Annotated in this window: 18 protein-coding genes; 12 read left to right on the forward strand and 6 right to left on the reverse strand. The window is 61.6% G+C overall.

Features of this window, described 5'->3' with window-relative positions; translation table 11 throughout:
- Positions 1-13: 13 nt before the first annotated feature.
- Positions 14-766: a thioesterase II family protein gene (locus tag AC07S6_RS00805; protein WP_020302031.1), complete on the reverse strand. Its 753-nt coding sequence runs from the start codon at positions 764-766 to the stop codon at positions 14-16.
- Positions 767-1,067: 301 nt separating this feature from the next.
- On the opposite strand from AC07S6_RS00805, the gene AC07S6_RS00810 reads away from it, so the two are divergent.
- Positions 1,068-1,619, forward strand: coding sequence for an RNA polymerase factor sigma-70 (locus AC07S6_RS00810; protein ID WP_032904207.1), 552 nt, complete (start codon positions 1,068-1,070; stop codon positions 1,617-1,619).
- 541 nt (positions 1,620-2,160) lie between these two features.
- Here the strand turns inward: AC07S6_RS00810 and AC07S6_RS00815 are convergent.
- Positions 2,161-2,949 (reverse strand): substrate-binding periplasmic protein, encoded by a 789-nt coding sequence (locus AC07S6_RS00815; RefSeq protein WP_054920425.1) that lies wholly within the window; start codon positions 2,947-2,949, stop codon positions 2,161-2,163.
- Between the two features lie 92 nt (positions 2,950-3,041).
- Complete coding sequence (locus AC07S6_RS00820) at positions 3,042-3,665, reverse strand: TetR/AcrR family transcriptional regulator (RefSeq protein WP_034126813.1); 624 nt, start codon at positions 3,663-3,665, stop codon at positions 3,042-3,044.
- A gap of 153 nt (positions 3,666-3,818) precedes the next feature.
- Here AC07S6_RS00820 and AC07S6_RS00825 point away from each other — a divergent pair, with 153 nt between their 5' ends.
- The 8 genes from AC07S6_RS00825 to ppnP all read left to right on the forward strand — a co-directional run bounded on the left by AC07S6_RS00825 (position 3,819) and on the right by ppnP (position 13,226).
- Complete coding sequence (locus tag AC07S6_RS00825) at positions 3,819-5,597, forward strand: acyclic terpene utilization AtuA family protein (RefSeq protein WP_495111509.1); 1,779 nt, start codon at positions 3,819-3,821, stop codon at positions 5,595-5,597.
- 12 nt (positions 5,598-5,609) lie between these two features.
- The gene (locus AC07S6_RS00830; protein ID WP_073454665.1) at positions 5,610-6,482 is read left to right on the forward strand and encodes an SDR family oxidoreductase; all 873 of its coding nucleotides are present in this window, start codon (positions 5,610-5,612) and stop codon (positions 6,480-6,482) included.
- 4 nt (positions 6,483-6,486) lie between these two features.
- Positions 6,487-8,100, forward strand: a complete 1,614-nt coding sequence (gene atuC, locus AC07S6_RS00835) for a geranyl-CoA carboxylase subunit beta (protein ID WP_495111510.1) — start codon at positions 6,487-6,489, stop codon at positions 8,098-8,100.
- 93 nt (positions 8,101-8,193) lie between these two features.
- Positions 8,194-9,351 (forward strand): citronellyl-CoA dehydrogenase, encoded by a 1,158-nt coding sequence (gene atuD / locus AC07S6_RS00840; protein WP_034126809.1) that lies wholly within the window; start codon positions 8,194-8,196, stop codon positions 9,349-9,351.
- Positions 9,348-10,109 (forward strand): enoyl-CoA hydratase/isomerase family protein, encoded by a 762-nt coding sequence (locus tag AC07S6_RS00845; protein ID WP_495111511.1) that lies wholly within the window; start codon positions 9,348-9,350, stop codon positions 10,107-10,109. Before atuD ends, AC07S6_RS00845 begins: the two co-directional genes overlap by 4 nt.
- A gap of 109 nt (positions 10,110-10,218) precedes the next feature.
- Positions 10,219-12,102, forward strand: coding sequence for an acetyl/propionyl/methylcrotonyl-CoA carboxylase subunit alpha (locus AC07S6_RS00850; protein WP_495111512.1), 1,884 nt, complete (start codon positions 10,219-10,221; stop codon positions 12,100-12,102).
- Positions 12,103-12,176: 74 nt separating this feature from the next.
- Positions 12,177-12,719 carry a 3'-5' exonuclease gene (locus AC07S6_RS00855; RefSeq protein ID WP_019818536.1) on the forward strand — a complete coding sequence of 181 codons (543 nt, stop codon included), beginning with the start codon at positions 12,177-12,179 and terminating at the stop codon, positions 12,717-12,719.
- A 222-nt stretch (positions 12,720-12,941) separates the two neighbouring features.
- Positions 12,942-13,226 (forward strand): pyrimidine/purine nucleoside phosphorylase, encoded by a 285-nt coding sequence (ppnP, locus tag AC07S6_RS00860; protein ID WP_003226701.1) that lies wholly within the window; start codon positions 12,942-12,944, stop codon positions 13,224-13,226.
- A gap of 47 nt (positions 13,227-13,273) precedes the next feature.
- On the opposite strand, the gene AC07S6_RS00865 is transcribed toward ppnP, so the two are convergent.
- Both AC07S6_RS00865 and AC07S6_RS00870 read right to left on the reverse strand, forming a co-directional pair.
- Complete coding sequence (locus AC07S6_RS00865; RefSeq protein ID WP_495111513.1) at positions 13,274-14,080, reverse strand: MOSC domain-containing protein; 807 nt, start codon at positions 14,078-14,080, stop codon at positions 13,274-13,276.
- A gap of 38 nt (positions 14,081-14,118) precedes the next feature.
- Positions 14,119-15,054, reverse strand: coding sequence for a chemotaxis protein CheV (locus AC07S6_RS00870; protein ID WP_034126805.1), 936 nt, complete (start codon positions 15,052-15,054; stop codon positions 14,119-14,121).
- Between the two features lie 547 nt (positions 15,055-15,601).
- Here AC07S6_RS00870 and AC07S6_RS00875 point away from each other — a divergent pair.
- The 3 genes from AC07S6_RS00875 to AC07S6_RS00885 all read left to right on the forward strand — a co-directional run bounded on the left by AC07S6_RS00875 (position 15,602) and on the right by AC07S6_RS00885 (position 17,953).
- Positions 15,602-16,045: a hypothetical protein gene (locus AC07S6_RS00875; RefSeq protein ID WP_217536079.1), complete on the forward strand. Its 444-nt coding sequence runs from the start codon at positions 15,602-15,604 to the stop codon at positions 16,043-16,045.
- A gap of 358 nt (positions 16,046-16,403) precedes the next feature.
- Complete coding sequence (locus tag AC07S6_RS00880) at positions 16,404-17,297, forward strand: sensor histidine kinase (protein WP_495111597.1); 894 nt, start codon at positions 16,404-16,406, stop codon at positions 17,295-17,297.
- A complete protein-coding gene (locus tag AC07S6_RS00885) occupies positions 17,294-17,953 on the forward strand; it encodes a response regulator transcription factor (protein WP_054920408.1) in 660 nt (219 codons plus the stop codon). The genes AC07S6_RS00880 and AC07S6_RS00885 overlap by 4 nt, the downstream gene beginning before the upstream one ends.
- On the opposite strand, the gene yegS is transcribed toward AC07S6_RS00885, so the two are convergent.
- Positions 17,912-18,832, reverse strand: a complete 921-nt coding sequence (yegS, locus tag AC07S6_RS00890; protein WP_495111514.1) for a lipid kinase YegS — start codon at positions 18,830-18,832, stop codon at positions 17,912-17,914. The two genes, AC07S6_RS00885 and yegS, sit on opposite strands and share 42 nt — an antisense overlap.
- Between the last annotated feature and the right edge of the window lie 83 nt (positions 18,833-18,915).

Below are 18,915 nucleotides of genomic sequence, written 5' to 3' on the forward strand. Positions count from 1 at the left end.
AAGTCGGTGGGGTTCAGCCGGCGACGAGCTGCCGCGCCGCGCCAATGCGCCAGCGCGCCAAGTGCTCGTCGGCATAGCGACGCACGCAGCGCAGCACGGCGCTTTCGTGCTGCACGAGGAAGAAGTGATGGCCGTCAAACATGTCCAGGGAAAACCCACTGGCGGCGTCGAGTTGCCAGTCGAGCAACTGGTCGGCACGCACGCTGTCTTGCTTGCCACCGAACACATGGATCGGCAGCGCCAGGGGCTGGCGCTCGCCATAGGTGAAACTGCCGCACAGCAGAAAATCGGCGCGCAGGATCGGCAACATCAGTTGCATCAGCTCGGGGTTGGCCAAGGCTTCTTCGGCGGTACCCTGCAATTCGCGCAGGCGGGCAATCAGTTGGGCATCGGTCTTTTCGACGGCGTACTCGCTCACATCACGACGCGCCGGGCCCGCCGTGCCGGACGCGAACAACGCCAGGGGCGCGGGCAGATTGCGCGCGTTCAGAGCGTGAGCCAATTCAAACGCCAACAGCCCGCCAAGGCTGTGGCCGAACAAGGCATAGGGGCCATCGAGATCACGGCTGATTTCTTCAGCAAGCTGCGCGGCCAAGGCCTTGATATCGCGCTGCAAGGGCTCGTCCATGCGCATGCCGCGTCCCGGCAATTCCAGCGGGCACACTTGCAGCCAGTCCGGCAGGACCCGGCGCCAGCGAGCGTAGACCGAGGCGCTGGCGCCTGAGTGGGGCAGGCAAAACAGGCGCAGCCGCAGGGACGTACTCATCCCGCGAGGACTCCGAACTGAAACACGCTGAATGCACGATAAAAACCCATCTGGTCCTCCTGCGGGTGCTGATCCTTGGCCGTTGTACTAACGAACCTGTCACCCATGAGAACGGACGGAGCCTTCAAATAATTAGTCGCCGGGGGCGAGCGAGACGTGGTTCACACCTTTGCCCAAGGCATAAGATTAGTTCGTCTTCTCATTTGACAATCATTATCATTAAGCATAATTTGTTGCCCGATATGTAGGAGGCCTCAGCAGGGATGCCCTCCCCTAACCTATTCGCAGCAAGGTGATTTCCATGACGGAACAAGTATCCACAGGCAGGTGCGATTCACCCCTTCTCCAGGCGTTCGTCGACAATCGACTGATTTTGGTGAAGATCGCGGCCCGTATCACCGGGTGCCGCTCCCGCGCCGAAGACGTGGTGCAGGACGCCTACTTCCGGCTGCAGTCGGCGCCGACCATCACCTCATCGTTCAAGGCCCAACTGAGTTATCTGTTTCAGATCGTGCGCAACCTGGCGATCGATCATTACCGCAAGCAGGCCCTGGAGCTCAAATACTCCGGGACCGAGGAGGAAGGCTTGAATGTGGTTATTCACGGCGCTTCACCGGAAACCTCGCACATCAATTTCAACACCCTGGAAAACATCGCCGACGCCCTGACGCAACTGCCCCAGCGCACCCGCTACGCGTTCGAGATGTACCGCTTGCATGGCGTGCCGCAAAAAGACATCGCCAAGGAGCTTGGGGTGTCGCCGACGCTGGTGAACTTCATGATTCGCGACGCGCTGGTGCATTGCCGCAAGGTGTCGGGCAGTCATAGCGATACGTTTGCGCGGCGGGTTTAATGCAGCGCCGACATATGTGAGTAAGGGCTCCACGGAAACTACGATGCGAAGCGAGCCGCTCTTGATCTTGATCTGCTTGTGATCTTGATCTGGCTTTTGATCTTGATCTTAGGCGCCCCGTCAAACCACGCTGGCCGGAATTCGACAGGGATTTGGGGGGTAAACCGGCAGGGATGCCGGTTTAGCCGCCCCGCGCCATGGATGGCGCGTGGCGGCGGCCCCCCAAATCACTGGCGGATTACGGGCACACCGAGCCTAAGCGAGGTGCCGAGTGGTGGGGCAAGAGCGTTTTGCTTACTTTTGCGCTTTTCAAAAGTGAGCCGCTGTAAAAGCGGAACCCTAAGTGGCCGTTACCGCAGGAATGGATATGTACACGGTCCAACTGTGTTGACTGTCAGGCCGCCACCGCAGGCAAGCCTGGTTCCACATTTTGACTGTGGGGTGTCAGGTAGATAGGTGTCGGCTTTCAGGCCGTCATCGCAGTCAAGCCAGCTCCCACAGTTGATCCCACTGAGCCCGAAGGATTTTACTTACTAAGACCTCAGGGCACCGGCGTCACATCAATACGATACGGCTCAAAAATCTTCAGCATCTGGCCACTGTCGCGCAGACGCTTGAGCAGTTCGGCAAACGCCGGACCAGTGATCGGTGCCTTGGGCCGCAACAACGCATAGTGGTGATACACCTGGTCAATACGCTCCGACACCAAAAACTGCCCCGCCATGTCTGCGTTGCGCACCATGAAATCACTCAGGTACGAGCGGGTAACCAGCGCAATATCTGCACGCCCACGAGCAACCATCAGCAGATTACTGTCATGGGAGTAGGTCAACGTCGCGTTGAAACGCTCGGCCATGTTCTTGGGATCGGGATTGAAGTCAGCAAAGGCATAGTGATACCCGCTGAATACCGCCAGGCGCTTGCCGGTGAGGTCGGCAAAATAACTCTGGTCGCGACCGGGCTGACGCTGAGCGACAAAAATCTCCGCATCTTCCAGCCCCATATCAACACTGGTATGGGCAATATTCTGCCAACCCCAGGACGGGTTTTCGAAGATCGCCATGTCGACCCGGCCTTGCTCGAAGTCACGAAAACGCCGAGGGATCGAGGTAGGCACCACCACAAACTGGTAATCGGTTTGCGCAGCGTTCAACGCCTCGACCAATTGCGGCAGCAACCCGGTGTCGGCGCCTTGTTCAGGGCGTACGGTGTAGGGCGGAAAATGCGCCGCGCCGATTCTCACCAACTGCGCGGCACCAGCCTGCGTCCACGCGGCGGTGCCCAGTGCCCATAAAGTAAGTCCTGCAGCCAGCCGCCATGGCGAAAACATCGAGGCACACACCGTTGAAGAGTTCAATGCCGATAAGCTAGGCGTTTTTACTGGGGGAGACAACTTTCGCCAGCAAATTAATAACTTGCGCCTCAGTCCGACTTCAGCACCATCAACAAGGCCTCTTCGGCCAACTCCTCAAGGGTCAGGCTGCCTTGGGCACGAAACCAGGTGGTGGTCCAGGATAAGGCCCCGGTGAGGAAGCGCCGGGTAATAAACACATCGCCCCGGATGTAGCCAGCGGCCTTGGCCTCGCCCAGTACCTGCAACCAGATCTGCTCATACACGTCACGCAGGGCCAGCACGTGCGCCTGGCCTTCGGCCGACAGCGAGCGCCATTCGTAGACCAGCACCGCCATGGCCTCGCCACTGCCGCCCATGATCGACTGCAACTCGCAGCGGATCAGCGCCAGCACGCGTTCGCGCACCGTGCTCGCCTCCTCCAGTGAAGCGCGCATCATCGCGGTGTTGTAATGGATGGTTTCCTCCATCACCGCACGCAATATCTCATCCTTGCTCTTGAAGTGATGAAAGATGCTGCCGGACTGGATGCCCACGGCGCTGGCCAGATCTCGCACGGTGGTGCGCTCGAAACCCTTGTTGCGAAACAGATGAGCTGCGGTTTGCAGCAACTTGCCGCGGGCGCTCTCGGGGTCGGTCAATTGGCCACCATCGACCATGGTGCGCATCACCCCCAGGGCTTTGTGCTCATCCATGCTGCTCTCCTTCACGTCTACTGTCGTCTTGGCCGGCAATTTAGGCCGTGACTGCCACCCAAGCAAGCGCTTGGGTAAAACTTGTGACTGGAGTTTACAAACCAAGCGCTTGCTTGGTAGTCTCGGCACCAGCCCTTGGAGGAAGGATTTCTCATGAGCAAGACGGTACGTATCGGCTGCGCCAGCGCCTTCTGGGGCGACACCTGCACCGCCGCCGCCCAATTGGTGCAGGGCGGTGCCTTGGATTACCTGGTGTTCGATTACCTGGCGGAAGTCACCATGTCGATCCTCGCCGGTGCCCGCCTGAAAGACCCCAAGGCCGGTTACGCCACGGATTTTGTCGAGGTGCTGACACCCCTGCTGGCGGATATCCAGCGCCAGGGCATCCGGGTGATCAGCAATGCCGGTGGTATCAACCCCCAAGCCTGCGCCGCCGCCCTGCAAGCGGCCTGCGATAACGCCCACATCCCGCTGAAAATCGCCGTGTTGCTCGGCGATGACCTGCACCCTCAACTCAAACAGCTGCCACCTGTCACCGACCTGTACAACGGCGCCCCACTGCCGCCTCTGTGCGTGTCCGCCAACGCCTACCTCGGCGCACCGGGCATTGCCCAGGCTCTGGGGCTCGGCGCTGATATTGTCATCACCGGCCGGGTGGTCGACAGCGCAGTGGTCAGCGCGGCACTGGTGCATGAATTCAATTGGTCATGGCAGGACTACGATCACCTGGCCCAGGCCGCCCTGGCCGGGCATATCATCGAATGCGGCGCCCAATGCACCGGCGGAAACTTCACCGACTGGCGTGACGTGCCCGACTACGAACACATCGGCTTCCCTATCGTCGAAGTCAGCGCCGACGGCCAGTTCACCGTCAACAAGGTCGAAGGCAGCGGGGGGCTGATCAGCGAACTCAGCGTGGCCGAACAACTGCTGTATGAAATCGGTGACCCGCGCGCCTATGTGCTGCCGGACGTGATCTGCGATTTCAGCCAGGTCAAACTGCAGCAACAAGGCAAACACGCGGTGCGCCTGCACGGCGCCAAGGGCCTGCCACCCACCGACCAGTACAAGGTCAGCGCCACCTACCCCGATGGCTTTCGCTGCACCGCCAGTTGCCTGCTCGCTGGCATCGACGCGGTGGCCAAGGCCGAGCGGGTCAGCCAGGCGCTCATCAACAAGACTTCGGAGCTGTTCAGCCAGCGCGGCTGGGCGCCCTACACCGACGTCAACATCGAACTGCTCGGCAGCGAAGCCACCTACGGCGCCCACGCCCGGCGTGCGGATTGCCGCGAAGTGGTGGTGAAGCTGGCGGTGCGGCATCCGAACAAGCAGGCGCTGGTACTGTTCGCTCGCGAGATCGCCCAGGCGGCCACCGGCATGGCACCGGGGCTGACCGGCATTGTGGGCGGGCGGCCGACGGTGTATCCGCTGATTCGGCTGTTTTCGTTCCTGGTCGACAAATCACGGTGTAGCGTCGCCATCGAGTACCAAGGCCAACGTCATGCCGTCGAGCTGCCCGCCTCCGCGCCTCTGCTCACGCCGGCTGTGCCCATCGAGCCGGCCAAGCCGGAGGGCCGTGCCGATGCCAGTGTGCCGCTGGTGAAACTCGCCGTGGCGCGCTCAGGTGACAAGGGCAACCACAGCAATATCGGCGTGATCGCTCGCCACCCTGACTACCTGCCGTGGATCGCCGAAGCCCTGACCCCGGAGGTAATCGTCGACTGGATGGACCACGTGCTCGACCCGATCCATGGCCGCGTCGAACGCTGGTATTTGCCCGGCAGCCACAGCCTGAATTTCCTGCTGGAGAATGCCCTGGGCGGCGGCGGTATCGCCAGCCTGCGCATCGACCCGCAAGGCAAAGCCTTCGCTCAGCAACTGCTGGAAATCCCCATCGCCGTGCCGCAACACATTGCCGACCAACTCACCTAAAGGACCGTCGCCGTGGCCTTCGACTCGATCTTCAAAGCCGACCTGTTCAAGGGGCAAACCGTGATTGTCACCGGAGGCGGCAGTGGCATTGGCCGCTGCACCGCCCATGAGCTGGCGGCCCTTGGTGCCTGCGTGATCCTGGTGGGGCGCAAGCCAGAAAAACTGCAGAAGGTCGCGGCGGAAATTGCTGAAGATGGCGGCGTCGCCCATTGGCATGCCTGTGACATTCGTGAGGAAGAGGCGGTGAAAGCGCTGGTCACGCAGATTCTGCACGACCACGGCCCCATCCATGGCCTGGTGAATAACGCGGGCGGCCAATACCCGTCGCCACTGGCGGCGATCAATCAGAAGGGCTTTGAAACCGTACTGCGCACCAACCTGGTGGGCGGTTTCCTGATGGCGCGGGAAGTGTTCAACCAGTCGATGAGCAAGCACGGTGGCGCGATCGTCAACATGCTCGCCGACATGTGGGGCGGCATGCCCGGCATGGGCCACTCCGGCGCGGCGCGCTCCGGCATGGACAACTTCACCAAGACCGCCGCGTTTGAGTGGGGCTATGCCGGGGTGCGCGTCAACGCCGTGGCGCCTGGCTGGATTGCCTCCAGCGGCATGGACACCTACGAAGGCGCGTTCAAGGCGGTGATTCCCACCCTGCGTGAGCATGTACCGCTCAAGCGCATCGGCACCGAGTCGGAAGTCAGCGCGGCCATCGTCTTTTTGCTCAGCCCGGCTGCGGCCTTTATCAGCGGTAGCACCCTGCGCATCGACGGCGCCGCCAGCCTGGGCAGCCGCGCATGGCCGCTGCACAAGGCGCAGGCGCCGAGCGAGCCGTTCAACGGGTTCCACCGCGCCTACCTGCCGGATGTGCTCAAGGCGGAGCAATAACGCCATGCCAACCATTGAAACCCTGATCGACCCCAACAGCCTAGCGTTCGCGCAGAACCGCGAAGCCATGCTGGCGTCCATCGCCCAGCTACGCCAACTGGAACACACTCTGCTGGCCAAGGCCCAGGAAGCCAAGCCCAAGTTCGACAAGCGCGGCCAATTGCTGCCCCGTGAGCGCCTCAACCTGCTGCTGGACCCCGGCGCGCCGTTCCTGGAGCTGGCCAGCCTGGCCGGCTACAAACTCCACGACGACAAGGACGGCAGCGCCGCCGGTGGCGGGCTGATCGCTGGTATCGGCTATGTCAGCGGCGTGCGCATGCTGGTGGTGGCCAACAACAGCGCGATCAAAGGCGGCACCATTTCCCCCTCCGGGCTGAAAAAATCCCTGCGCCTGCAACAGATCGCCATGGAGAACAAACTGCCAGTGGTGACCCTTGCCGAAAGCGGCGGCGCCAACCTCAACTACGCCGCCGAGATTTTCGTCGAAGGCGCGCGCAGCTTTGCCAACCAGGCCCGCATGTCCGCCATGGGCTTGCCGCAGATCACCGTGGTGCACGGCTCGGCCACGGCCGGTGGTGCGTATCAGCCGGGCTTGTCGGATTACGTGGTGGTGGTGCGCGGCAAGGCCAAGCTGTTCCTCGCCGGGCCACCGTTGCTCAAGGCCGCCACCGGCGAAGTCGCCACCGATGAAGAACTGGGGGGTGCGCAGATGCACGCGCAAACCGCCGGCACCGCTGAGTACCTGGCCCAAGACGATGCCGACGGCGTGCGCATCGTGCGTGAAATTGTGGGCCTGCTGCCCTGGAATGATCGCTTGCCGCACGCGCCACAACGCGCTTATCGCGAACCGCTGTATCCGATTGAAGAGCTGTTGGGGCTGATCCCCGATGACCCGAAAAAACCCTACGACGTGCGCGAGATCCTGGCGCGCCTGGCTGACGGTTCCAACCTGCTGGAATTCAAAGGCGAGTTCGACCCCCACACCGTCTGTGCCCATCTGCATATCCAGGGGCGCGCCGTGGGAGTGATCGGCAATAACGGCCCCATCACGCCGAAGGGCGCGAGCAAGGCCGCGCAGTTTATCCAGCTGTGCGACCAAAGCCGCACGCCGCTGCTGTTTTTGCACAACACCACCGGCTTCATGGTGGGCACCGAGTCGGAACAGCAAGGGGTGATCAAGCACGGCGCGAAGATGATCCAGGCTGTGGCCAATGCCCGCGTGCCTAAACTCACCATCGTGGTCGGGGGTTCCTACGGTGCCGGCAACTACGCCATGTGCGGCCGCGGCCTGGACCCGCGCTTTATCTTCGCCTGGCCCAACAGCCGTACTGCGGTGATGGGCGGCGCACAGGCCGGTAAGGTGCTGCGCATTGTCACCGAGGCCAAGCAACTCAAGGACGGCCTGGTGCCCGACCCCAAGGTGCTCGACATGCTCGAACAGGCCACCGCGCAGAAGCTCGACAGCCAGTCCACCGCCCTCTACGGCAGCGCCAACCTGTGGGACGACGGGCTGATTGATCCACGGGACACCCGCACCTTGCTCGGATTTTTGCTGGATATCTGTCACGAAGCCGAACTGCGGCAACTGCAACCGAACACCTTCGGCGTGGCGCGCTGATCATTCCCACGCTCCACGTGGGTGATCGTTCCCACGCTCCGCGTGGGAATGCAAACCAGGACGCTCCGCGTCCCAACAGGGAGAACAATAAAAATGATCTTCACCCAGGAACACCAGGAACTGCGCCGCACCGTGCGCGCCTTCGTCGACCGCGAGATCAACCCGTACGTGGATGAATGGGAAAAAGCCGGGCGCTTTCCCATTCACGAGATCTTCCGCAAAGCCGGCGACCTCGGCCTGCTGGGCATCTCCAAACCGGAAAAATTCGGCGGCATGGGCCTGGACTACAGCTACTCCATTGTCGCCGCCGAAGAGTTCGGCACCATCCGCTGCGGCGGCATCCCCATGTCCATCGGCGTGCAGACCGATATGTGCACCCCGGCCCTGGCGCGCTTCGGCTCCGATGAACTGCGCGAAGAGTTCCTGCGCCCGGCCATCAGCGGCGAACAGGTGGGCTGCATCGGCGTCTCGGAAACCGCCGCCGGCTCCGACGTGGCCGGGCTCAAGACCCATGCGCGCAAGGACGGCGACGACTACGTGATCAATGGCAGCAAGATGTGGATCACCAATTCGCCCAGCGCTGACTTCATCTGCCTGCTGGCCAACACCTCGGACGACAAGCCGCACATCAACAAATCCCTGATCATGGTGCCGATGAACAGCCCCGGCATCAGCGTCAGCCCGCCGTTGGAAAAACTCGGCATGCACAGCTCCGAGACCGCCCAGGTGTTTTTCGACGGCGTGCGCGTACCGCAACGCAACCGCATCGGCCACGAAGGCGCGGGCTTCATGATGCAGATGTTGCAGTTCCAGGAGGAACGCCTGTTTGGCGCGGCCAATATGATCAAGGGCCTGGAGTACTGCATCGACAGCACCATCGAATACTGCAAGGAGCGCCAGACCTTCGGCAAGGCGTTGATCGACAACCAGGTGATCCACTTTCGCCTGGCGGAACTGGCCACCGAAATCGAATGCCTGCGCGCCTTGGTCTACCAGGCCACCGAGCAGTACATCAAGGGCCAGGATGTCACGCGGCTGGCCTCCATGGCCAAGCTCAAGGCCGGGCGCCTGGGCCGTGAGGTCAGCGACAGTTGCCTGCAATATTGGGGCGGCATGGGCTTCATGTGGGACAACCCGGTGGCCCGCGCCTATCGCGACGTGCGCCTGGTGTCGATTGGCGGCGGTGCCGACGAAATCATGCTGGGCATCATCTGCAAACTGATGGGCACCCTGCCCGGTAAAAAGCCATGAACACCTTGCTGCTAGAAGCCCACAACGGCGTGCTGCATATCACCCTCAACCGGCCCGAATGCCGCAATGCAATGAGCCTTGAAATGGTCAATGAGCTGCGTGCGGTACTGGCGCAGTTGGACAGCCAGGTGCGCGCCGTGGTGATCAGCGGCGCGGGCGGGCATTTTTGCGCGGGGGCCGATGTGAAGGATCTGGTCGGCGCGGGGGATCAACTGCAAGCGTTGAACCGCGTGTTTGGGACCTTGCTGCAAGAGGTGGAGGCGCTGGCGCAGGTGGTGATCGTGGTGCTGCAAGGCGCGGTGCTGGGCGGTGGGTTCGGGCTGGCGTGCGTGAGTGATATTGCGATTGCACAGGGCCAGGCGCAATTCGGCTTGCCGGAAACCCGCCTGGGCTTGTTGCCGGCGCAGATTGCGCCCTTTGTGGTCAAGCGTATTGGCCTTACCCACACGCGGCGCCTGGCGCTGACAGCGGCGCGGTTTGATGGGGTGGAGGCTGGGCGGCTGGGAGTGGTGCATTTTGTCGAGCACGACTCCCAGGCATTGGCGCAGCGGGTGGATGAGGTATTGGGGCAGGTGTTGCAGTGTGCGCCGGGGGCGAACGCACGGACTAAAGCGCTGTTGCTGGCCAGTGTGGATGAGCCCCTTGAGACCGTGCTGGATCGCGGGGCGCAGTGGTTTGCCGAGGCGGTGAGGAGTGAAGAAGGGGTTGAGGGGACGCAGGCGTTTGTGCAGAAGCGAAAACCGAGTTGGTCTCGATGACGCCATCGCAGGCAAGCCAGCTCCCACAGGGGAACACATTTCAAATGTGGGAGCTGGCTTGCCTGCGAAGAGGCCCCAACACACGCCACATCCACCAAGGGATAACCCAATGCCCGCATTCACCAAGATCCTGATCGCCAACCGCGGCGAAATCGCCTGCCGCATCCAGCGCACTGCCCAGGCCCTCGGCTACCGCACCGTGGCCGTGTACAGCGACGCCGATACCGATGCCCTGCACGTGCAGATGGCCGACGAAGCCGTACACATCGGCCCGGCGCCCGTCCACCAGTCCTACCTGAACACAGAGGCCATCCTCGCCGCCGCCCAACTGACCGGCGCCGACGCCATTCACCCCGGCTACGGCTTCCTCTCGGAAAACCCCGACTTCGCCCGCGCCTGCCTGCAGGCCACGCTCACCTTCATCGGCCCCAGCGCCGAAGCGATCGAACTGATGGGCAGCAAACGCCTGTCCAAACTCGCCATGCTCGACGCCGGCGTACCTTGCATCGCCGGCTACCAAGGCAGTGCCCAGGACGATGCCACCCTGCAACAGGAAGCCGAACGCATCGGCTTCCCACTGATGATCAAGGCCAGCGCCGGTGGCGGTGGGCGTGGCATGCGCCTGGTGCATCAGCGCGAACAGCTGCTGGAGCAACTGCGCACCGCACGCTCGGAAGCCATGAATGCGTTCGGCAGCGACGAGCTGATCCTCGAACAGGCGCTGATCGACCCGCGCCACGTGGAAGTGCAACTGTTCGGCGACAGCCATGGCAACCTCATCTACCTCGGCGAGCGCGACTGTTCGATCCAGCGCCGCCATCAGAAAGTCATCGAAGAAGCGCCCTGCCCCGTGATGACGCCCGAACTGCGCCAGGCCATGGGCGAAGCCGCGCTCAAGGCCGGGCGGGCGGTGAACTATGTGGGTGCCGGCACCGTGGAGTTTCTGCTCGACCGCAACGGCCTGTTTTATTTCCTGGAAATGAACACGCGCCTGCAAGTCGAACACCCTGTCACCGAGATGATTACCGGCCTCGACCTGGTGGACTGGCAGTTGCAGATCGCCGCCGGCCAACCGCTGCCACTCACCCAATCACAGGTGACCCTGACCGGCCACGCCATGGAAGTACGCCTGTACGCCGAAGACCCGGCCCAGGGCTTCCTGCCGCAAACCGGTGACGTGTTGCGTTGGGAACCAGCCCCCGGCGTACGCATCGATCATGGGTTGCTTGAGGGCCAAACCGTCAGCCCGTTCTACGACCCGATGTTGGGCAAGATCATCGCCCACGGCGCCAGCCGCGAAGAAGCCCGGCGAAAACTGCTGCGGGCCGTGGAAGACAGCGTATTGCTGGGCGTGGCGACCAACCAGCGTTTGCTCATCGACCTGCTCAAGCACCCGGACTTTATCAATGGTGACTTCAGCACGGGCTTGATCGCCGAACACTTCAGCGTCATCCCACAGCAGACGGCGACCGCTGAACAGCTCAAGCTGGCCGCCGCGCTGTTTTATCAACACAGCGCCAACCAGCACACCCAAACACTTGCGCGCTGGCGCAATACGGCGAGTGTCCCCGTAACGTACCGCCTGGAGGTCAACGGCCAACTCCACAGTGTCAGCGTTGACGACCTGCAACTCACCACCGACGGCCGCCACGCCAGCCTGGTCATCAAGGGGGTCCGCCGCCGCATCGCTTATCACCTGGACGGCAACCGGCTATGGCTACCAGGGCTGACTGTCACAGACCGCACCCAGCAAGTCGCCAGCCGCCAGGCCGACGCCAGCAGCGGCACGGTCCAGGCGCCCATGGACGGCGCCATCGTCGATATACGGGTGTGCGTCGGTGAGACCGTCAGCAAAGGCCAACTGTTGCTGGTGCTCGAAGCGATGAAAATGGAGCACCCGTTGAAGGCCGGCATCGATGGCACCGTCAAGGAGATGCGCGTCATGACGGGCGATCAGGTGCGCAACCGTCAGGTTTTGCTCGAGATCGAATAACGCCCCTAGGCGGAACTACAGGGCCGGGCTACGCTCTATCCCCATCAGGAAGGGACGAGTACGGGAACCTGCACATGCCTCATTGGCTGATTATTGACCTTGAAGCCACAACGGATGACGGCGGCTGGCCCGTGACGGAGATGGAAGTCATCGAGATCGGTGCCAGCCTGGTCAACCGCCAGGGCCGCGAACTGGACCACTTCCAGCGCTTTGTGCGGCCCTTGCGCCGGCCATTGCTGACGCCCTTTTGCCGCAAACTCACCCATATCACCCAGGCCAATATCGACATGGCCGCGCCGATCACCGAGGTGTGGCCGCTGTTCGAGCGCTGGCTGGGCCAACATCAGCCACGCCTGGAAGGCTGGGCCAGTTGGGGTGACTATGATCGCGTGCAGCTTGAGCTGGAGTGGCAGCGCCATGGCCTCGCCAGCGCCTTGGGCGACACCCCGCATGTGAACCTCAAGCAACGCTTTGCCAAGGCCCGGCGCCTGGACAAGCCGCTGGGGCTCAATGGTGCGCTGCAATTGGCAGGAATGCAGTTCAATGGCCAGCAGCATCGCGCACTGGAGGATGCACGCAACACCGCGCGCCTGCTGCCACTGATATTGCCGGTCTAGGCAGCGTCCACAGCCTTGGGCATACTGGCCAGCCATTTTCCTTTGTTGCTACCCACCTGCACCAACGAAATCCTGTGGCGAGCAAGCTTGCTTGCGCTGGGGTGCGAAGCGCCCCCAAAAAACGGGGACTGCTACGCAGTCAACGGGAGCAAGCTCCCTCGCCACAGAAGCCCGCGCCTGCAGTGATGAGCGTAAGCATCCATCTTTTCCGAGGATTCACCCATGTTCAAAGTCAACGAGTACTTCGACGGCACCGTCAAGTCGATCGCTTTCGGCACCGCAGAAGGGCCGGCGACCATCGGCGTGATGGCTCCGGGTGAATACGAATTCGGCACCGCCCAACGTGAAATCATGCACGTTGTCTCCGGCGCCCTGACTGTGAAGCTGCCCGACAGCAGCGACTGGGAAACCTTCGCCGCCGGCAGCCAGTTCAACGTACCGGCCAACAGCAAGTTCCAGTTGAAGGTTGCGGTGGACACCGCCTACCTGTGTGAATACCGCGGCTAAGCGGTACCCGGCACACAAAAAGCCCGTCTCCCACGAGACGGGCTTTTTTATTCCAGCACCGTTACCGGCATGCCGACTTCCAGGCGCCCGATGCCATCGTTGACCAGGTTCTGGCCGAACATCGCGCCCTTTTCGGTCTTGCGGTAGGTTTCCAGCGTCGCGAAAGGCTCGCGGTCGGGGCTGCGCTCACCGGTCTGGGGGTCGACGGTAGTGAGGATGCACCGCGAGCACGGCTTGACCACCCGAAACTCCACGTCGCCGATGCGTAAGCGCTTCCAGCCGTCTTCGGCGAAAGCCTCGCCGCCCTCGATGACCAGGTTGGGACGAAAACGCAGCATCTGCATCGGGCGGCCGATCTTTTCACACAAATCGTCGAGGGAGCCCTGGCCGATCAACAGCAACGGATAGCCGTCAGCGAAGCCGACCTTGTCGTCATCCTTGCCATAACCGGCTTCGGTGGTGCGCGCACGTTCCAGGGGCAGTTGCACCAGGCGCGTCGGCTTGCCAATGAACGCGCTGACCCAGGCGGCGGCCTCATCGCCAGCATCCGGCACGCGCAGAGTGTCACGCCAAATGGTCACACCGCGCAGTTCGCTGGCGCTGCCCGGCAATGCCACATCCAGCGGCGCGTAGCCCGGCGAGCTCAGGGTCAGGCCCCCGCTGCTGTTCCATAACGCCGAGAGCTGGCTCATCTTCGCCACGGCCCGCTGCGTCAGGAACCGCCCGCTGGCTTCATCCACCAGCATCCAGCGTCGATCCCCGTCCAACCCGAGTTTATCCAGCCCAATCTGCTGCAAAGTTTCGGCCTTGCCGGACTTCAAGGGGTAACGGTACAACGCGCTGAGACGCAGCATGGGCCTGCCTTCCTAGGAAACAAAGTGTCATCCTAAAGTCAGGCGGGCATTTCGTCCAACATCAGTCGCTGGCGCACCACGTCCACCAGCTTGTCCGGCTGGAATTTGGAGAGGAAATTGTCGCAGCCGACCTTCTTGACCATCGAATCATTGAAGCTGCCCGACAGCGAGGTGTGCATCACCACGTACAGACCGCGCAGGCGTGGGTCGTTGCGGATCTCGGTGGTGAGGCGGTAGCCATCCATCTCGGGCATTTCGGCGTCGGTAAAGATCATCAGCAGTTTGTCGGTCATCACCTGGCCGCTGTCGGCCCAAGCCTTGAGCATGTTCAGTGCCTTGAGACCGTCGCTGGCGACGTGCATCTTCACGCCCAACTGGCCCAGGGTGTCACGCAACTGCGACAACGCCACGTTGGAATCATCCACCAGCAGCACTTCGCGGCCACGGGCACGCTCCAGCACCGGGTCTTCAAGTTTGTCCCGGGAGACCTTGGCGTTGTAGGGCACGATCTCGGCGAGGACTTTTTCCACGTCGATGATTTCCACCAGTTGCTCATCGACCTTGCTGATGGCGGTGAGGTAGTGCTGGCGACCGGCGCTGGTCGGCGGCGGCAGGATGGCTTCCCAGTTCATGTTGACGATGCGGTCGACACCGCCCACCAGGAACGCCTGCACCGAGCGATTATATTCGGTGACGATAATGGTGCTGTTGGGGCCCGGCACCAAAGGACGCATACCGATGGCCTGGGACAGGTCGATCACCGGCAGGGTCTGGCCACGCAGGTTGACCACCCCACACACGAACGGGTGGCGCTGGGGCATCAGGGTCAGCTTGGGCAACTGCAGCACTTCCTGCACTTTGAACACGTTGATCGCGAACAACTGCCGTCCGAAGAGGCGGAACATGAGAATTTCCAGGCGATTCTCACCCACCAATTGCGTGCGTTGATCTACCGTGTCGAGAATGCCGGCCATTAAAAGCTCCTGGTGTACACGCCGCAGGCGCGTGAAAGGGTATGCAGCTGTATAAGCAGGTTATCGGCGGCAAGCGCCGGACCTTGACCCCAATAAAATGCCATGTAAATCCATTGATGTCACACTGACATCATGCTTTACTGCTTGGGCCCTTGATGCTCTTTCAAGCCGCCTTGCGCGACAGCCCAATTGACGTGCAGTTCCACCACATAGGGGATTCCCCTATACGCAATCAGGCCCAACCTGATATTCGCGATATCTAATAGCCATTAATGTGACGCCATTCTCATTGCATGAATGGAGTCAGGCTTTTGTTTGCCCACCCAAGCCCTTGGTCTACGGGCCTTTCAGGCACTCACGTATCGGCAACTGAAGTTGCGTCATCCCGCCTAACAGCGGCTAAAGGCGGCATTCGTGAGTTTTTCAATAAACGTCCTACTGAATTATCGGAAGCAACCTACACGCCCCAGTCGTATTTCAGCGCTAGTTTTAAGCCATTCACCCGGTGCGACATCTCATCACCCGACCTTAAGTTGTGGAGACTTGCATGATGAATAGCGCGAACGAATGGCAAACCGCGCTTCCCGAGTTTTTGCTGGAAGCCGAAATGCTGCTGGCCAAGTCCGAGGAATGCCTGAACCACCTGCATTTGATCCGCAATGACAGCGACGCCATCGACTGCATGAAAACCAGCCTGGCCAAACTGGCAGAAAAAGCCGATGGCCTGGCCTTGCAGGCGATCAGCGAGTTCTCCCGGCATATTCAATACCTGATCGCCAATGCCGTGAGCCCGGTGCAACTGCATGACCAAGCCCTGGATGCGTTGCACGACTGCCTGAGGTTACTGGCTTGGCAACTGGAGCTGATTGACATCCGTACCGGGGAACTGGGCCTGGATGACAGTGAGCAAACTTCGCTGATTGCCACGGTGACCTCGCAGATTCCGCAAAAAGACTACAGCCATGACCAGCGTCTACAGCAGAGGTCTTAAAGCCCGGAAAGGTCGTATTTAATACCCCTGTTATCTAAAAGCGACCGTTTAAGGCAAAGATGAAACACTTCTAGAGGCTGAAGAAATATCAATTAGCCAGCACCTTGAAAATTGTACAAATCAGTCTAACTAATACAACTCAAGAGCGCTGTCCTGACGGTCAGGGCATTGATGTGGTTAATATATCGACCGAGGAATATGCCAGGCGACCAACGGTAATAGTGGTGGTACCATGCCTCGCTCGAAATGAAGCAACTTCATTATGGATAACCACGAACCGGCACCGCACTCTCGACAGAGCCTAGTCAACCGCCGTGACCGGTCTTCGCGCAGTGAACCCTCATTGGCTCCATCCGCTATGTACGCCAGCCTCAAGTCACTCATCGCAAGGTTCGTGTCCCGCCGCCATGCGCGCCCCCTCATCCTTGCCCTGTGCCTGTGCTCACTGCTGGTCAGCCTGTGGGTTTACCTGCAAGGCACACCGCTGCCGTTAGTGATTGTGTTGCTCAACCTGGTTACGCTGGCAGTGGTCGCCCTGCACCAGTGGCGCTCGCGCAAAGCCATCAAGTTCCAGCCCCAGGAACTGGCCGACCGCCTGCTGCAAGTCCAGGAAAACGAACGCCACCGCCTCAGCCGCGAGCTGCACGATGACATCGGCCAATTGCTGACCGCCGCCAAGTTGCAAAGCGAATGGTTGCAGCGTCGACTGCCCCAAGACCTGCAAATTCATTGCTCGGTGCTCTGCAACACGCTCAATGAAACCCTGGCCAAGGTGCGCGACGTGTCCGCCATTCTCAACCCTCGCCAACTGGCAAGCCTGGGGCTGGAAGCCAGCCTGCGCGCGCACCTGCTCAAGACCCTGGAAAACACCCAGGTGTGCTGGAGCCTGGAGTGCCAGCAACGGCTCACCGGCATCCCCGAAGAAATGGCCGTGGCGGCCTTTCGCGTCACTCAGGAAGCGGTCACCAACATGCTGCGCCATGCGAAGGCACACAACCTGCTGGTGCGCCTGCAACGCTTGCCGGAAGGGCTGTCCCTGACGATATGCGATGACGGCCAGGGCTTCGCACCTGCCGCCGACCCCGGCAAGGAAGGCCAACGGGGCATGGCCGGCATGTGCGAACGGGCCCACCAGTTGGGCGGCACCGTGTCCGTCAGCAGCCAGCCGGGCAACGGCACACGCATCCACGCACTTTTCCCCTGGGCCCCCCGCGCCCTCGAACGGGCCAGTGCCCATAAGGTTCTCCGGTGACCTGCAATCTGCTCCTGGTCGATGACCATGCCTTGATCCGCGCCGGCGTGCGCGCGCTGATCCTGGATATCCCCGGCTACGCCGTCGTTGGCGAGGCCAGCGATGGCGCGCAACTGCTTGAGAAATTCTGCGCCCTGCAGCCCGACATTGTGCTGCTGGACCTGTCGATGAAACACACCGGGGGCCTGGATGCCTTGCAGCAACTCAAGCGCGCCTACCCCAAGTGCAAAGTGCTGATCCTGTCGATGCACACCGATCCCGAGATGATCATGCGCGCCCTTGAGTCTGGCGCCCACGGCTACCTGCTCAAGGACACCACCGCCAACGAGCTGGAACATGCCCTGCTGGCCCTGCGTAACAACGAACGCTACCTGAGCCCCGCCATCGCCCACACAGTGATCAACCAGGCGCTGATCCGTAGCCAGGCCCCCAGTGCGCCTGTCGCCCACAGCCACAGCCTGACGGCGCGGCAACTGGAAATCCTGCGCTTGATCGTGCGCGGCAAATCCACCCGGGAAATTGCCCACGGCCTGGGCCTGAGCATCAAGACCGTCGAAGCCCACCGCTCGCAGATCATGAAGCGCTTGCAGATTTTTGACGTGGCGGGCCTGGTGTTATTTGCCGTGCGTGAGCAGATCATCAGCCTGGACGACTAACGGCGAACCCAGCGGCAGGTGCACGCGCAGGGCCTTGGGCAGCGCCTCGAAGTGCAGGTCGTCGCCTTCCAGCGGCTCGCCGTCGAGGTTGATGTACAAGCCTTGTGCGACCTTGATCTTCACCCACGGCAAGCGTGCGCGCACGAACATGGTGTCCAGGCCCCAGCCGTTATTCATCAACTCACGCAACGTGCCCACCACTTCCTGGGGCGCCGGCAGGATGCTGACATCCAACAGCCCGTCATCAGCCAATGCACCGGGGCACAGCACATGCCCGCCACCGGCCTGGCGACCGTTACCGATCCCCAGCGCGAGCAACTCGCCTTTCCAATGGAAATCCGGGCCTTCCAATTCACCGTAGGCGGCTTTCAATTCACTGAAGCGGGTTAAACCGGTAAACAGGTACGCGGCACCGCCCAGGACCTTCTTCAGGTCTTCGGACGTGTTGGCCGTGACCTGGCTGCCAAAACCACCGGTGGCCATGTTCAGGAAGATTTGCCCACCGACCTGGCCCAGGTCAATCGCCTTGGACGGCACGTCCAGCAAAGCCAGGGCGCCAGCCGGCTCCAACGGCACGCCGGCGGCCTTGGCGAAATCATTGGCGGTACCCAGGGGCATCAGCACCAGGCTGGCGTCGGTGTTGGCATGGGCCATGGCTTCGGCCACATCGCGCAAGGTGCCGTCGCCACCGCCGGCAATGATATGGGTGTACCCCTCAGCCAGCGCTTCATTGACCAGTCGCCGGGCATCGCCGCCCTCCCAGGTCACCCGCACGGCCAGCTCCCCACCCTGCTCACGCCGGGCCAGCACGGCAGCGCGCACATCCTCATTGAGGGCTTGTTTGCCGTGGAGGATCAACAGGGCTTTGGGGGCGGTCATTTGGGAGAATCTCCTGGGTCAAGGTGCTTGAAGGATGTTGACCTTTGGGGAACAGGAAAAGTCTGTGGCTGGAGAAAATTGAT

This window comes from Pseudomonas sp. GW821-FHT07B01 (assembly GCF_059419065.1).

What these genes read in the sequence shown, in the direction of transcription:
- AC07S6_RS00810 (WP_032904207.1), top strand. Translation starts at nt 1,068, where the DNA reads ATGACGGAACAAGTATCCACAGGCAGGTGCGATTCACCCCTTCTCCAG.
- AC07S6_RS00870 (WP_034126805.1), bottom strand. Translation starts at nt 15,054, where the DNA reads ATGGCCGGCATTCTCGACACGGTAGATCAACGCACGCAATTGGTGGGT.
- ppnP (WP_003226701.1), top strand. Translation starts at nt 12,942, where the DNA reads ATGTTCAAAGTCAACGAGTACTTCGACGGCACCGTCAAGTCGATCGCT.
- AC07S6_RS00850 (WP_495111512.1), top strand. Translation starts at nt 10,219, where the DNA reads ATGCCCGCATTCACCAAGATCCTGATCGCCAACCGCGGCGAAATCGCC.
- AC07S6_RS00825 (WP_495111509.1), top strand. Translation starts at nt 3,819, where the DNA reads ATGAGCAAGACGGTACGTATCGGCTGCGCCAGCGCCTTCTGGGGCGAC.
- AC07S6_RS00875 (WP_217536079.1), top strand. Translation starts at nt 15,602, where the DNA reads ATGATGAATAGCGCGAACGAATGGCAAACCGCGCTTCCCGAGTTTTTG.
- AC07S6_RS00845 (WP_495111511.1), top strand. Translation starts at nt 9,348, where the DNA reads ATGAACACCTTGCTGCTAGAAGCCCACAACGGCGTGCTGCATATCACC.
- atuD (WP_034126809.1), top strand. Translation starts at nt 8,194, where the DNA reads ATGATCTTCACCCAGGAACACCAGGAACTGCGCCGCACCGTGCGCGCC.
- AC07S6_RS00855 (WP_019818536.1), top strand. Translation starts at nt 12,177, where the DNA reads ATGCCTCATTGGCTGATTATTGACCTTGAAGCCACAACGGATGACGGC.
- AC07S6_RS00865 (WP_495111513.1), bottom strand. Translation starts at nt 14,080, where the DNA reads ATGCTGCGTCTCAGCGCGTTGTACCGTTACCCCTTGAAGTCCGGCAAG.
- AC07S6_RS00880 (WP_495111597.1), top strand. Translation starts at nt 16,404, where the DNA reads ATGTACGCCAGCCTCAAGTCACTCATCGCAAGGTTCGTGTCCCGCCGC.
- AC07S6_RS00805 (WP_020302031.1), bottom strand. Translation starts at nt 766, where the DNA reads ATGAGTACGTCCCTGCGGCTGCGCCTGTTTTGCCTGCCCCACTCAGGC.
- atuC (WP_495111510.1), top strand. Translation starts at nt 6,487, where the DNA reads ATGCCAACCATTGAAACCCTGATCGACCCCAACAGCCTAGCGTTCGCG.
- AC07S6_RS00815 (WP_054920425.1), bottom strand. Translation starts at nt 2,949, where the DNA reads ATGTTTTCGCCATGGCGGCTGGCTGCAGGACTTACTTTATGGGCACTG.
- yegS (WP_495111514.1), bottom strand. Translation starts at nt 18,832, where the DNA reads ATGACCGCCCCCAAAGCCCTGTTGATCCTCCACGGCAAACAAGCCCTC.
- AC07S6_RS00820 (WP_034126813.1), bottom strand. Translation starts at nt 3,665, where the DNA reads ATGGATGAGCACAAAGCCCTGGGGGTGATGCGCACCATGGTCGATGGT.